This window comes from Pseudomonas sp. LBUM1661 (assembly GCF_059695925.1).
Genome location: NZ_CP166794.1, coordinates 5,744,739 through 5,757,123, shown reverse-complemented (window position 1 = coordinate 5,757,123; position 12,385 = coordinate 5,744,739). Strand labels below are relative to the sequence as shown.

Annotated in this window: 13 protein-coding genes; 7 read left to right on the top strand and 6 right to left on the bottom strand. The window is 60.1% G+C overall.

What is annotated here, in order from left to right; genetic code table 11:
* Nucleotides 1–5: 5 nt before the first annotated feature.
* Complete coding sequence (gene hemH, locus ACA057_RS26385; protein ID WP_497343585.1) at nt 6–1,031, top strand: ferrochelatase; 1,026 nt, start codon at nt 6–8, stop codon at nt 1,029–1,031.
* Nucleotides 1,032–1,139: 108 nt separating this feature from the next.
* Here the strand turns inward: hemH and ACA057_RS26380 are convergent, their stop codons facing one another.
* Together ACA057_RS26380 and upp are read right to left on the bottom strand one after the other, a co-directional pair.
* Nucleotides 1,140–2,414: a uracil-xanthine permease family protein gene (locus tag ACA057_RS26380; protein ID WP_401360579.1), complete on the bottom strand. Its 1,275-nt coding sequence runs from the start codon at nt 2,412–2,414 to the stop codon at nt 1,140–1,142.
* A 2-nt stretch (nt 2,415–2,416) separates the two neighbouring features.
* The gene (gene upp, locus ACA057_RS26375; protein ID WP_059406165.1) at nt 2,417–3,055 is read right to left on the bottom strand and encodes a uracil phosphoribosyltransferase; all 639 of its coding nucleotides are present in this window, start codon (nt 3,053–3,055) and stop codon (nt 2,417–2,419) included.
* Between the two features lie 163 nt (nt 3,056–3,218).
* Between upp and ACA057_RS26370 the strand changes: the two genes are divergently transcribed.
* On the top strand, nt 3,219–3,776 hold the full coding sequence (locus ACA057_RS26370) for a hypoxanthine-guanine phosphoribosyltransferase (RefSeq protein ID WP_162437176.1): 558 nt from the start codon (nt 3,219–3,221) through the stop codon (nt 3,774–3,776).
* Nucleotides 3,777–3,779: 3 nt separating this feature from the next.
* A complete protein-coding gene (locus ACA057_RS26365; protein WP_497343582.1) occupies nt 3,780–4,253 on the top strand; it encodes a WbuC family cupin fold metalloprotein in 474 nt (157 codons plus the stop codon).
* Nucleotides 4,254–4,260: 7 nt separating this feature from the next.
* Here ACA057_RS26365 and dauA read toward each other — a convergent pair whose 3' ends face one another.
* Complete coding sequence (gene dauA, locus ACA057_RS26360; RefSeq protein WP_497343580.1) at nt 4,261–5,982, bottom strand: C4-dicarboxylic acid transporter DauA; 1,722 nt, start codon at nt 5,980–5,982, stop codon at nt 4,261–4,263.
* 152 nt (nt 5,983–6,134) lie between these two features.
* On the opposite strand from dauA, the gene ACA057_RS26355 reads away from it, so the two are divergent.
* Complete coding sequence (locus tag ACA057_RS26355; protein WP_497343578.1) at nt 6,135–6,620, top strand: hypothetical protein; 486 nt, start codon at nt 6,135–6,137, stop codon at nt 6,618–6,620.
* Nucleotides 6,621–6,683: 63 nt separating this feature from the next.
* Nucleotides 6,684–6,971, top strand: a complete 288-nt coding sequence (locus ACA057_RS26350; protein ID WP_059406169.1) for a PA4642 family protein — start codon at nt 6,684–6,686, stop codon at nt 6,969–6,971.
* A 217-nt stretch (nt 6,972–7,188) separates the two neighbouring features.
* Here ACA057_RS26350 and mqo read toward each other — a convergent pair whose 3' ends face one another.
* Together mqo and ACA057_RS26340 are read right to left on the bottom strand one after the other, a co-directional pair.
* On the bottom strand, nt 7,189–8,697 hold the full coding sequence (mqo, locus tag ACA057_RS26345; protein WP_497343576.1) for a malate dehydrogenase (quinone): 1,509 nt from the start codon (nt 8,695–8,697) through the stop codon (nt 7,189–7,191).
* A gap of 738 nt (nt 8,698–9,435) precedes the next feature.
* Nucleotides 9,436–9,669 carry a hypothetical protein gene (locus ACA057_RS26340; protein WP_401360572.1) on the bottom strand — a complete coding sequence of 78 codons (234 nt, stop codon included), beginning with the start codon at nt 9,667–9,669 and terminating at the stop codon, nt 9,436–9,438.
* A 197-nt stretch (nt 9,670–9,866) separates the two neighbouring features.
* On the opposite strand from ACA057_RS26340, the gene ACA057_RS26335 reads away from it, so the two are divergent.
* Together ACA057_RS26335 and ACA057_RS26330 are read left to right on the top strand one after the other, a co-directional pair.
* Complete coding sequence (locus tag ACA057_RS26335) at nt 9,867–10,451, top strand: YajG family lipoprotein (protein WP_497343574.1); 585 nt, start codon at nt 9,867–9,869, stop codon at nt 10,449–10,451.
* Nucleotides 10,452–10,773: 322 nt separating this feature from the next.
* Nucleotides 10,774–11,058 carry a hypothetical protein gene (locus ACA057_RS26330; RefSeq protein WP_497343572.1) on the top strand — a complete coding sequence of 95 codons (285 nt, stop codon included), beginning with the start codon at nt 10,774–10,776 and terminating at the stop codon, nt 11,056–11,058.
* A gap of 123 nt (nt 11,059–11,181) precedes the next feature.
* On the opposite strand, the gene ACA057_RS26325 is transcribed toward ACA057_RS26330, so the two are convergent.
* Nucleotides 11,182–12,345, bottom strand: a complete 1,164-nt coding sequence (locus tag ACA057_RS26325) for a 1-acyl-sn-glycerol-3-phosphate acyltransferase (RefSeq protein WP_497343570.1) — start codon at nt 12,343–12,345, stop codon at nt 11,182–11,184.
* Nucleotides 12,346–12,385: the final 40 nt, after the last annotated feature.

Sequence of the window (12,385 nt, the reverse complement as noted above, 5' to 3'; positions counted from 1 at the left end):
GTTGCATGACCGATCACGCGTTGCTTCTGGTCAACCTGGGCTCACCTGCCTCCACTTCGGTGGCGGATGTGCGCAGCTACCTCAATCAATTTCTGATGGACCCGTATGTGATCGACCTGCCTTGGCCGGTGCGACGTTTGCTGGTGTCATTGATCCTGTTCAAGCGGCCGGAGCAGTCGGCCCATGCCTACGCCTCGATCTGGTGGGAGGAGGGCTCGCCGCTGGTGGTGCTCAGCCGTCGTCTGCAAAAAGCCATGAGCACGCAGTGGACCCACGGCCCGGTAGAACTGGCGATGCGTTACGGCGAGCCGTCGATTGAATCGGTGCTGGTGCGCATGGCCGGGCAGGGGATCAAGCGCATCACGCTTGCGCCGCTGTACCCGCAGTTCGCTGACAGCACCGTGACCACGGTGATTGACGAAGCCAAACGGGTTGTGCGCGAGAACAACCTCAACGTGCAGTTCTCGATTCTCCAGCCGTTCTACGATCAGCCGGAATACCTTGATGCGCTGGTGGCCAGTGCCAGGCCGCATTTGCAGCAGGATCACGATCACCTGTTGTTAAGCTTTCACGGGTTGCCCGAGCGGCACCTGACCAAGATCGATCCTACGGGTCACCATTGTTTTAAAAGCGATAATTGCTGCATGACCGCCTCGCCAGAAGTATTGGCAACCTGCTACCGCGCTCAATGCCTGCGCACGGCCGCCGAGTTTGCCAAACGCATGGGGCTGCCGGACGGCAAGTGGTCGGTGTCGTTCCAGTCGCGTCTGGGCCGAGCAAAATGGATCGAACCCTACACCGAAGCGCGCCTCGATGAGTTGGCTGGAATGGGCGTGAGGAAAGTGCTGGTGATGTGCCCGGCGTTTGTCGCCGATTGCATCGAGACACTGGAAGAGATTGGTGATCGCGGCAAAGAGCAATTCCGCGAGGCGGGGGGAGAGGAGTTGGTGCTGGTGCCGTGCCTTAACGATGATCCGCAGTGGGCGCAGGCGTTGAGCACCTTGTGCGAGCGAGCGCCGTTGGCGTTGTAAGCCCCGAAAGCATCGCGGGCAAGCCCGCTCCCACAGGTTTTGCACAGATCCTGTGGGAGCGGGCTTGCCCGCGATAGCGATGTCACTGCTAGCGAAAATCTCAAGCCATCACAACAATGACTCATTCGCCTTCTTGTGCTTCCAGCTGTCATTCCCCGGCAGCAACAGGTTCAGTGCAATCGCCGTCACCGCGCACAGCGCGATGCCTTTGAGGCCGAAGTCGTCCGGACCGGTGCCGGTGCCGACCAGCACGCCGCCAATCCCGAACACCAGCGTCACCGAGACAATCACCAGATTACGCGCTTCGCCCAGGTCGATCTTGTGGCGAATCAGCGTGTTCATGCCCACCGCCGCGATCGAACCGAACAACAGGCACAGAATCCCGCCCATCACCGGCACCGGAATGCTTTGCAGCAGCGCGCCGAACTTGCCGATGAACGCCAGGCTGATGGCAAAGATCGCCGCCCAGGTCATGATTTTCGGGTTGTAGTTCTTGGTCAGCATCACCGCGCCCGTCACTTCGGCGTAGGTGGTGTTGGGTGGACCGCCGAACAGACCGGCTGCGGTGGTGGCAATGCCATCGCCGAGCAGGGTGCGGTGCAAGCCAGGCTTCTTCAGGTAATCGCGACCGGTCACGCTACCGACCGCAATTACACCGCCGATGTGCTCGATGGCCGGGGCCAGCGCCACCGGAACGATGAACAGAATCGCCTGCCAGTTGAACTCCGGCGCGGTGAAGTGCGGAATCGCAAACCACGGCGCGGCGGCAATCTTCGCGGTATCGACCACGCCGAAATAGAACGCCATGCCAAAACCTACCAGCACGCCGGAGATGATCGGCACCAGGCGGAAAATGCCTTTGCCGAATACCGCGACGATCAGGGTGGTCAACAGCGCCGGCATCGAGATCAGCATCGCCGTCTGATAATGAATCAGCTCAGTGCCGTCGCCGGCCTTGCCCATCGCCATGTTGGCCGCGATCGGCGCCATGGCCAGGCCGATGGAGATGATCACCGGACCAATCACCACCGGTGGCAGCAAACGGTCGATGAAACCGGTGCCTTTGATCTTCACCGCGAGGCCGAGGAAGGTGTAGACGAAACCCGCCGCCATCACACCGCCCATGGTCGCCGCGAGGCCGAACTGGCCCTTGGCGAGAATGATCGGGGTGATGAAGGCAAAGCTCGACGCCAGGAATACCGGGACCTGACGCCCGGTGACGATCTGGAAAAGAATCGTCCCAAGGCCTGCGGTGAACAGCGCCACGTTCGGGTCGAGGCCGGTAATCAGCGGCATCAACACCAGGGCGCCGAAGGCCACGAACAGCATCTGAGCACCCGACAGCACCGTGCGCCAGAGCGGATCGTTGAACTCTTGCTGCATGGTCACGCGTCCTTCTGCTTGGTGCCGAAGATCTTGTCACCGGCGTCGCCCAGGCCTGGGATGATGTAACCGTGTTCGTTGAGTCGTTCGTCGATGGATGCGGTGTAGATGGTCACGTCCGGGTGAGCCTTCTCCACGGCGGCGATGCCTTCAGGCGCGGCCACCAGCACCATTGCGCGGATGTCGCGGCAACCGGCTTTTTTCAGCAGGTCGATGGTCGCGACCATGGAACTGCCGGTGGCGAGCATCGGGTCGATGATCATCGCCAGGCGTTCGTTGATTTCCGGGACCAGTTTTTCCAGGTAGGTGTGGGCCTGCAGGGTTTGTTCATTGCGAGCCACGCCGACGGCGCTGACTTTGGCGCCCGGGATCAGGCTCAGCACGCCTTCGAGCATGCCGATACCGGCGCGCAGGATCGGCACCACGGTGATTTTCTTGCCGGCGATTTTCTCGACCGACACGGTGCCGGCCCAACCCTGGATATCGTAGGTTTCAAGCGGCAGGTCTTTGGTGGCTTCATAGGTCAGCAGGGCACCGACTTCCTGAGCGAGCTCACGGAAGTTCTTGGTGCTGATGTCTGCACGGCGCATTAGGCCAAGTTTATGACGGATCAGCGGATGGCGGATCTCGAGGATGGGCATGGGAAAGGCTCCGGCGGCGGGCAAAAAAACCGGCCTAGATTAATCTATCCGAGGGTGTTGTCCTATAGACATAGAGTACGTTAGTCCACAAACGCTTGATCTGGCCTCGCTTGATGCGTACCTTTGCCGGCTTTTCCGAACCCGCCACCCACTGGAGAGCGCCATGTCCGCTGATCTCGAGCATATCCGTCAAATCATGCGAGAGGCTGACTGCCTGTACACCGAAGCTGAAGTCGAGGCGGCCATCGCCCGCGTCGGTGCACACATCAACGAACAGCTGGCCGACAGTAATCCGGTGGTGTTTTGTGTGATGAACGGCGGGCTGATTTTCGCCGGCAAGCTGCTCACCCATCTGCAATTCCCGCTGGAAGCGTCCTACTTGCACGCCACCCGTTATCGCAACGAAACCAGCGGCGGCGACCTGTTCTGGAAAGCCAAGCCGGAAGTCTCGTTCATCGACCGTGATGTGCTGATCATCGACGACATCCTCGATGAAGGTCACACCCTGGGCGCGATCATCGACTTCTGCAAACACGCCGGCGCGCGCAAAGTGCACACCGCCGTGCTGATCGACAAGGACCACGACCGCAAGGCTCGCCCGGACCTGAAAGCCGATTTCGTCGGCCTGCCGTGCATCGACCGTTACATCTTCGGTTACGGCATGGACTACAAAGGCTACTGGCGCAACGCCAACGGGATTTTTGCCGTTAAAGGGATGTAAGCAATGAGCGCGCCGAGCTTTCTTGATCAATCCTTGTTCAATGAATTGGCCGGTAAGGCTGCGGCCAATCCACGTGGACGCCAGCATCACAACTTCCATCAGATGGAAGAGGCTTGCCATCGCATGGCGGTGGGTTTGCAGCCGTCCACGTACATCCCGCCTCATCGGCATCTGGGGGACAACAAGGCTGAAACCTTGTTGGTCCTCAAAGGGCGGCTTGGCGTGCTGATTTTCGATGAAGCCGGTGCGGTCGTGCGCAAGCAAATCCTGCAGGCCGGTGGCGACTGTGTGGGTGTCGACCTGCCAACCGGTGTGTTTCATGGTTTGGTGGTGTTGGAAGCCGACAGCCTGATGTTCGAGTGCAAGGCCGGCCCTTATCGCCCGGTGGGTGAAGGTGAGCTTGCTCACTGGGCGCCGCGCGAAGGCGAGCCTGGTGTGGCTGAATATCAGGCGTGGATGCGCGCGCAGTTCGCCTGAAGCGCGCTCAATTTTCCCCGGCCAGCCAGCGTTCGCTTTTGCGACGAGCCTGTTCCAGGTTGTTCACGTAGGCCAACTGACGCTGCTCTCGATGGATGCCTGCGCGTCTGAGCTTCAGGCGCACCCGTGGGGTGGTCGCCACCAGAATCAGGCCAATGCCGTCCGTGCGGTAATCCCTCAGGATATTGTCGAAGGCCGCCAGCGCCGTCATGTCCAGCATGGGCACGGCGCTCATCTCGACGATCACCACTTTGACCTCCGGACTGAATTTGCGTAGCACCCCCAAGGCTTTTTCGGCCGCGCCGAAGAACAGCGGCCCGCGTATCGCATAGCAACGAACATGCGCCGGCATGTCCTGCAAGGCTTGATGGTAGGCGCGTGGCAGTTCGGCGGTGTCCGTCAGATCGCTCATGCGCTTGATAAATAGCCCGGCGGCCAGCAGCAGGCCGACGCCGACGGCCATCACCATGTCGAACAACACCGTCAGGCTCAAGCAGGTCAGCAATACCAGCACATCGCTGCGGGGCGCGATGCGCAAGGTATGCAGCACATGCCTGGCTTCGCTCATGTTCCACGCCACCATGACCAGCAATGCGGCCAGCGCAGCCATCGGCAGGTAGCTGAAAAGCGGTGCGAGAACGAGTATCGCCATCAGCACCACCGCGCTGTGAATAATCGCCGCCAATGGCGAAAAGGCTCCGCTGCGCACATTGGTGGCACTACGGGCAATGGCCGCCGTGGCGGTAATGCCGCCGAACAACGGTGCGATCAGGTTGCCCAGGCCCTGGCCCAGCAGTTCTGCGTTGGGGTCGTGTTTGCTGCCGGTCATGCCATCCGCGACCACCGCACACAACAAGGATTCGATGGCGCCGAGCATGGCAATGGCGAACGCCGGCGCCATTAATTGACGGATCAAGTCGTAGGACAGGTGCAGCGGCTGGCCGTCGGGACCGGGTAGATTCCACGGCCAATCGAAGCTCGGCAGGAACGGCGGAATGCCGGGATGGCTGACGCCCTCGACCATGTAGCTGAAACGCTCACCCAAGGTCGCCACCTCCAACCCGCCGTGTTCCAGCGCCAACCCCAGGAGCGCGCCGATGGTCAGCGCCACCAAATGCCCCGGAATCCTCGGCACCCACCGTGGCCAGACAATCAGCACGGCCAGGCAGGCGATGCCGATGATCCCGTCCCCCAGCCGAGCGCTGGGCAACGCGAGAATCAGTACGCCCAGCTGTTCGATGTAGTGTTGTGCCTGGCCGGCGGTGTCCAGGCCCAGCAAATCCTTCAATTGCAGGGTGGCAATGACAATGCCGATCCCGGCAGTAAAGCCCAGGGTGACCGGATACGGAATGTACTGAATCAACCGCCCGGCCCGAATCAGCCCCAGGGCAATGAGGATGACCCCGGCAAGCATGGTGCAGAGCAGCAGGCCGCCCAGGCCATATTGTTGGGTGATGGGCAGCAGGATGACCACGAACGCGGCGGTCGGCCCACTGACATTGAAACGCGAACCGCCAGTCAGGGCGATCAGGGGTGCGGCGATCAGTACCGTATACAACCCTTGCTGGGGCGGTACACCTACGGCAATCGCCAGGGCCATGGCCAATGGGATGGCGATAATCCCTACCGTCACCCCGGCACTGATGTCGCCGCGCAAGCGTCTGAGGGTGTAGCCGGCGTGCCAGGTCTGACGCCAGGCGGCGAACAACGGGGGAACGGAGAACGACATGAGCACTCCACGGTAGACGGTGCACCGTTGATCGACGGCTGAAAGCTCTTCCAGTATGGCCAGCCGGGTACTGCGAAGTATTGACCCATATCGCGAATTCGCGCGGTTGATCCTCATGCTAGAGTGCTTGGCCCCGCCCTCCGGAGCCCGTCATGAGCCTTTTGATCCGCAGCTGTGCCGCCCTGTTGCTGACCCTCAGCCTGCCGCTGGCCGCCGCGCCCGCGCCGATGCATGCGCAGTTCCTGCCGCCGGACGACCTGACCCTGCGTGATGCCGAACCCGAGCAGCAACAACTGCTGCAGGTCACCGAGTATTCGGTGGTGGTCGGTAGCCAGCGTCAGTCCAATCAACAGCCGATTCCGGTCACCTCACCGTTGCTGATCCGCCTCAAGGGCAAATCCTTGAACAAGGGCGCGACCATCACTCAAGTGTTGGTCAACTTCGATGGCGAAAGCAAAAGCCTGAAAAAGCCGATCTACGACGAAAAGAGCAAGACCCTGACGCTGTTTTACCCGATGGCGCAGTACCGGGTGGTGATCGACTTGCTGCGTAATGACACGGTGTATTGCCAGTTCCTCAGCTACGCCAATGGCCATGTCTGGGCTGATTTGCACACCGGTGCTTCTCGTCCGCGTTGAGCCCGGCGGCAAGGGAGGGGTAAACTGCCCGCCCTGTGAAATGTCTGCGAGCTGGAGTCGGCAATGCGTAAAGATAAGAAGCAAGTGATTGGTGACGAGATCGGCGATGCGCAGATCAAACTGTTCCTCGATTTCGAGCCGGTCGACGCCACTTCGCCGTCGCTGCACAAACTGATCAAGGCCTACCGCGGCTTGCGTATCGACGACTTCGAGCGTTTCCTGACGTTCTTCGTCGAAGCCGGTCTTGATCTGGATGGCAAGGATGAGCATGGCAATGACTTCGTCGCCCTGATCAAGGATCAGCGCAACGCGGCCGAGTACATCGAGCTGATCGCCAAGGCGCGCGGCTGACCTCAGACCCACTGGTTGGTCCCTGATTGGGTTGGTGTTTGTGCTGGCCTCTTCGCGAGCAAGCCCGCTCCCACATGAGACCGCGATCAAAATGTGGGAGCGGGCTTGCTCGCGAAGGCGGTGTAACCGACACCGAAGATCTAGAGTCATCAGTTTCACCGGCCATAAAAAAACGCCCCGCTCTCAATGAGAACGGGGCGTTTTTTATGCGGCCGAATCAAGCGTAGCTTTCGGTCTCATTGCTGGCTTCAACCAGTTCCAGCGCGACGTTGTTGTGTGCGTTGATCTTGCGGTACAGCGCAGCGTCGGTTTCCAGGACCTTTTCCCGAGCCGGGAAAATTTCCGCCAGCTTGGTCGCCCATTCGCCCTTGGCTTTGTTCGGGAAGCATTTTTCGATCAGCTCCAGCATGATCGAAACAGTCACCGAAGCACCTGGCGAGGCACCGAGCAGGGCGGCAAGGGTGCCGTCCTTGGCCGCGACCAGTTCGGTACCGAACTGCAGGACGCCGCCCTTTTTCGGGTCTTTCTTGATGATCTGCACCCGTTGGCCGGCCACTTCCAGGCGCCAGTCTTCGGCTTTCGCCTCAGGGTAGAAACGGCGCAGGGAATCCAGGCGCTGCTCCATCGACTGCATCACTTCGCTGACCAGGTACTTGGTCAGGTCCATGTTGTTTTTCGCCACGGCCAGCATCGGGCCGATGTTGCCGGCACGAACCGACATCGGCAGGTCCATGAAGGAACCGTGCTTGAGGAACTTGGTGGTGAAACCGGCGTAAGGTCCGAACAGCAGCGACTTCTTGCCATCCACCACGCGGGTGTCCAGGTGCGGCACCGACATCGGTGGCGAACCCACGGCAGCCTGGCTGTAGACCTTGGCCTGGTGGTGCTTGACCACTTCCGGGTTGTCGCAACGCAGCCATTGGCCACTGATCGGGAAACCGCCGAAGCCTTTGCTTTCCTCGATGCCCGACGCCTGCAACAGCGGCAATGCCGCGCCGCCAGCGCCGAGGAAGACGAACTTGGCGTCGACTTCACGGGTGTTGCCGCTGTTGACGTCCTTGATGCTGACGGTCCAGCCGCTGCCGTTGCGTTTCAGGCCGGTGACACGCTTGCAGTACTTGACCTGGGCATCGGGTGCGCTGGTCAGGTGCGAAAGCAGTTGATTGGTCAGGGCGCCGAAGTTGACGTCGGTACCGTTCATCACGCGGGTGGCGGCGACGACTTCGTCGGCCGGACGGCCCGGCATCATCAGCGGCATCCACTCGGCCATGGTGGCCTTGTCTTCGGTGTATTCCATGTCCGAGAAGGCGTGGTGCTTGCTCAGCACCTTGAAGCGTTCCTTGAGGAAGGAAACGCCACTGTCGCCCTGCACGAAGCTCAGGTGCGGCACCGGGCTGATGAACGTCTTGCACGAGCCGAAGGTGCCTTTCTTGGTCAGGTACGACCAGAACTGCTTCGACACCTCGAACTGGGTGTTGATGTGCACGGCTTTCTTGATGTCGACGGTGCCGTCGGCGGCCTGCGGCGTGTAATTGAGCTCACACAGCCCGGCGTGACCGGTACCGGCGTTGTTCCACGGGTTCGAACTCTCCGCGGCACCGGAATCCATCAGCTCGACGACTTCCAGCTTGATCGCGGGGTCGAGCTCTTTGAGCAGTACGGCAAGGGTGGCACTCATGATGCCGGCCCCAACCAGTACTACGTCGACTGCTTCGTTATGCGCCATTTAACGCGTCTCCAAAATCTGCAGCACCAAATTGTCGGCATGGCTGCCAGGCGTTCAGGGGCGTGTCAATGATGCCCCACGTACCCATGGCAGGATCGCCATGTCCGAATCTTCGCAATTTTTTGCAACTTCGACGGACGCTACCGGCCTTGTCTAAAAGAGTTACATGAACTCACTTCAACGAGCGGCTGGCAATTCGACTTATGGTCGATACATCCGTTTGTGCAACCAAATCCGTAGTGGACAGGCTTCAGGCTCCGGTGTTCGAGGCGTACTCGGTCCTGTGTCGTTGGGCTGTTTCAGACGCTAATGGTGCATATTCAGACGCAAAACTATTCATTTGCTCGCCACACTCTTGTGAAGTTGTGAATACCCGTTTTTTTCACGCTCTTTTGAAGACGTGAACCTCAAAAAGGGCTGTCCCTGCCTGGCACCGTGCCCGGATGGATTGCCGTCATGGGGTACAGGACAGGCAAAACGGGCAAACAGCTCAGTGACCGAGCGTAATGACAGCTCTGCAGATTCGCGAAAAGTGGCGGTTTTACTCAGGAAACAGCAAGCGCGCCAGCTTCACTCGATCTGTGTGGGCGGCTCTCTGTGGGCGGTGCGGGGTGCCAATACCGAGGTATTGACGATGCTGCGAGGCCCGATCAGGAGACGTCCTTATAATCGGGGGGAGATTGTAGCGAAGAAACGCAGGGGAATGGTCGTGTTTAATGACTTTTATTAGGTGTTTGGTCAGCTGGTCAACAGTTGCTGAGCGCGCGCGCGCGGCTGGCGCTGGGTGACGCGGGCGTTGGCGGGCAGCGGATGGTGCAGCCAGTTGAGGCGGATTTCTTCGATTTCGACCCAACCGTCGCCCATTGGCTGGAGGCTGCACTGCTTGAAGGCCTGGCAGTGGCCATTGCTGTCGAGCAGGGCAAAGCAGCGATGCAGTGGGCGTGGCGCGAACAGCGAGATCAGATAGCGCATGGCGAAGTACCGTGTGGGGTGACTGCTGTGAAGATTGACAGCGAGCCATGACGTCAAAGTGTATGGGCGGTGACATATCTGTGACAGGAACGCGGTCTGAAAGGCTTGTCGGACTTTTCCGTAATTGTGGCGCTGGTTCGCCGCAGTGGCCCACCGCTATACTGCGGGCCTTAGTGCCTGATTCTGGAGAGAAGCGCATGTTGCAACGCCTGTTGTTCGGTTTGATCACTGTGACCAGTTTGACCCTGGTCGGCTGCGCCCACAGCCCGCAACAACTCAACCCGGAACCGAAGCTGACGACGCAGCTGGCCCCGGTCGGCCGCGGCCAGCCAGTGGTGGTGCGCGTGGTGGACGGTCGTCCGTCGCCAACCCTGGGCACCCGGGGTGGTCTGTACCCGGAAACCAGCGCGATCACCGTGCAGGGCGCGCAGATTCTGCCGAAGTTGCAGGCGCAGGCGGAAGCAGCGGTGCGGCTGTTGGGGTTCACCCCGACGACCAATGCGCTGAACGCTCCGCAACTGACCGTGACCCTGGCCGAGCTGAAGTATCAGTCGCCCAAAGAAGGCATGTACGTGACTGAGGCGACCATTGGCGCGACGTTCCGCTCCGATGTGCAGAATGCCAACCGTCGTTACAGCGGTCGTTACGGTGCGTCCCTGGACCAGCGTTTTGGTATGGCGCCGAATCAGGACACCAACACCAAGCTGGTCAGCGATGTGCTGAGCGATGCGTTGACGCGTCTGTTCAAGGATCCGACGATTGGTCAGATTCTCAGCGAATAAGCGTTCGCTGAAGTAAAAAGCCCGGCGCCAGCAATGGCCCCGGGCTTTTTAATGCCTGGGAACCACCCGCCCCCTGTAGGAGCGAGGCTTGCCCGTGAAAGCGTTGTATCAGCTGCATTAATGTTGACTGACACACCGCCTTCGCGGGCAAGCCTCGCTCCTACAAGGGTATTGGCGCCGAGGCCGTGGCCCAGGACGGGAATCTGCCAAATGGTTTGTTATTTGTCGTAAAGCTGCGGGCAGGAGGGGAAGCTTTCGGTAGAATCCGCGGCGCGGTCGTCGGTCCGGCGTCTGCCACCTCTGTTTTTGCTTGAGGTCCGAGATGTCGTTGCATTTGATGACGCTGTTTACCAACCATCCCGCCAAACTGATCAATTTGCTGGCGTTGCTGTTTGCCTTCTCGGGCGGATGGCTGCTGCACGCTACGCGTCGTCGTGAGCAGCGCGCGTTGGCCAGCCTGGAAGCGCAAAGCCAGCGCCGGCGCATTGATGAACCGACACTGATGCTGGACGGTGCGACCCTGCGCATGAACCGGTTTTTCTATCGGTTCGGCTTCGCATGCCTGGGGTTGGCGCTGCTGGTGTCGTGGATCAGCACGCGGTTCTGAATCGCTAAACAGCAAAAGATCGCAGCCTCGTTTCACTCGACAGCTCCTTCAGAGAATGGTGTTTACCCTGTAGGAGCTGTCGAGTGAAACGAGGCTGCGATCTTTTGATCCTGTTTCAAAACCCTACAGCGGTAATCCCGCTTTCACACGGTACTGATTGCGCACCGGCGTCGCATATTGCAGCACCAGGAACGGGCGATGCTCTTCAGGGCAAGCGTCCAGGCGTTGCTGCCATTGCTCCTGGGCCTTGGCCAATTCGTCTGCGCCAAACACCTCGGCCGCTTTTGGCACCTGCAATTGCGGGTCGGCATCTTTCCACTGTGCATAAGCCAGGTAATGCACCGGGAACAGGCGATAGCCGCCGAGGATCTGCCGGTCCATCTCGATCGCCAATTGCTTGGTGTCGTCGAACAGCTCGGTGATCGGCGCGGCAAAGTTCACGTGAACGCGACCCTTGTAGCCAGTGATGCCTTTGGCGATGCTCACATCGTCCTCGCCCGGCACTTTGGTGTAGCTGCCGGTGGTGGCGCGGATGAACAGTTCGCGGGCCTTGGCCTGGTCACACGGATCGTATTCGTAACTGATCGAGACCGGCGTCAGGTTCAGTGAGCGGATCACTTCGCCGAACGGCTCGTCCTTGCGACTCATGTGGAACATCTTGAGAATCGCCGACTCGGTACGGTCGTCGCCGTCCTTGGCCCGGCCTTCGGCCTGGGCGATCCAGATCGAGGCGCAATCGTTGCGGATCGAGTGGTTGATGTAGGCCGACAACAATTGGTACGCCGCCATCTTCTCGCGGCGACCGGTGATTGAACGGTGCACGATAAAGCTCTTGTTCAGGCGCATCAGGTCACTGACAAAGGGCTTTTGCAGCAGGTTGTCGCCGATCGCGATGCGCGGTGTCGGCAGACCGGCGTGGTACACGGCGTAGTTGACGAAGGCCGGGTCCATCACGATGTCGCGGTGGTTGGCGATGAACAGGTAGGCGCTGCCGGACTTGAACTGCTCGACACCTGTGTATGTCACCCCGTCCGTGGCGCGCTCGATGGTGTGGTCGACGTACATCTCGACTTTGTCCTGCAGCGTCGCCACCGAGGTGACGCCGGCGAACTCACGGCGCAGCCGATGAGCTATAAGAGGTTTGAGCATCCAGCCGAAAGCACCGGCAAAACGCGGGAAGCGGAAATGGATGAGGATATCTAGAAACGCCTTGTCGCCTAGCAGTCGGTCCAGCACCGCTGGGACTTCGCTGTCGTCGTAAGGTCGGATGGCATCGAATTCGCCCATCATGCTCTCTTGTTAGAAACGGCTAGGGTAAGTAAAGGTT

Bases quoted from the DNA above. Each gene is read 5' to 3' on its own strand.
- hemH (WP_497343585.1), top strand. From the start codon at position 6: ATGACCGATCACGCGTTGCTTCTGGTCAACCTGGGCTCACCTGCCTCC.
- ACA057_RS26380 (WP_401360579.1), bottom strand. From the start codon at position 2,414: ATGCAGCAAGAGTTCAACGATCCGCTCTGGCGCACGGTGCTGTCGGGT.
- upp (WP_059406165.1), bottom strand. From the start codon at position 3,055: ATGCCCATCCTCGAGATCCGCCATCCGCTGATCCGTCATAAACTTGGC.
- ACA057_RS26370 (WP_162437176.1), top strand. From the start codon at position 3,219: ATGTCCGCTGATCTCGAGCATATCCGTCAAATCATGCGAGAGGCTGAC.
- ACA057_RS26365 (WP_497343582.1), top strand. From the start codon at position 3,780: ATGAGCGCGCCGAGCTTTCTTGATCAATCCTTGTTCAATGAATTGGCC.
- dauA (WP_497343580.1), bottom strand. From the start codon at position 5,982: ATGTCGTTCTCCGTTCCCCCGTTGTTCGCCGCCTGGCGTCAGACCTGG.
- ACA057_RS26355 (WP_497343578.1), top strand. From the start codon at position 6,135: ATGAGCCTTTTGATCCGCAGCTGTGCCGCCCTGTTGCTGACCCTCAGC.
- ACA057_RS26350 (WP_059406169.1), top strand. From the start codon at position 6,684: ATGCGTAAAGATAAGAAGCAAGTGATTGGTGACGAGATCGGCGATGCG.
- mqo (WP_497343576.1), bottom strand. From the start codon at position 8,697: ATGGCGCATAACGAAGCAGTCGACGTAGTACTGGTTGGGGCCGGCATC.
- ACA057_RS26340 (WP_401360572.1), bottom strand. From the start codon at position 9,669: ATGCGCTATCTGATCTCGCTGTTCGCGCCACGCCCACTGCATCGCTGC.
- ACA057_RS26335 (WP_497343574.1), top strand. From the start codon at position 9,867: ATGTTGCAACGCCTGTTGTTCGGTTTGATCACTGTGACCAGTTTGACC.
- ACA057_RS26330 (WP_497343572.1), top strand. From the start codon at position 10,774: ATGTCGTTGCATTTGATGACGCTGTTTACCAACCATCCCGCCAAACTG.
- ACA057_RS26325 (WP_497343570.1), bottom strand. From the start codon at position 12,345: ATGGGCGAATTCGATGCCATCCGACCTTACGACGACAGCGAAGTCCCA.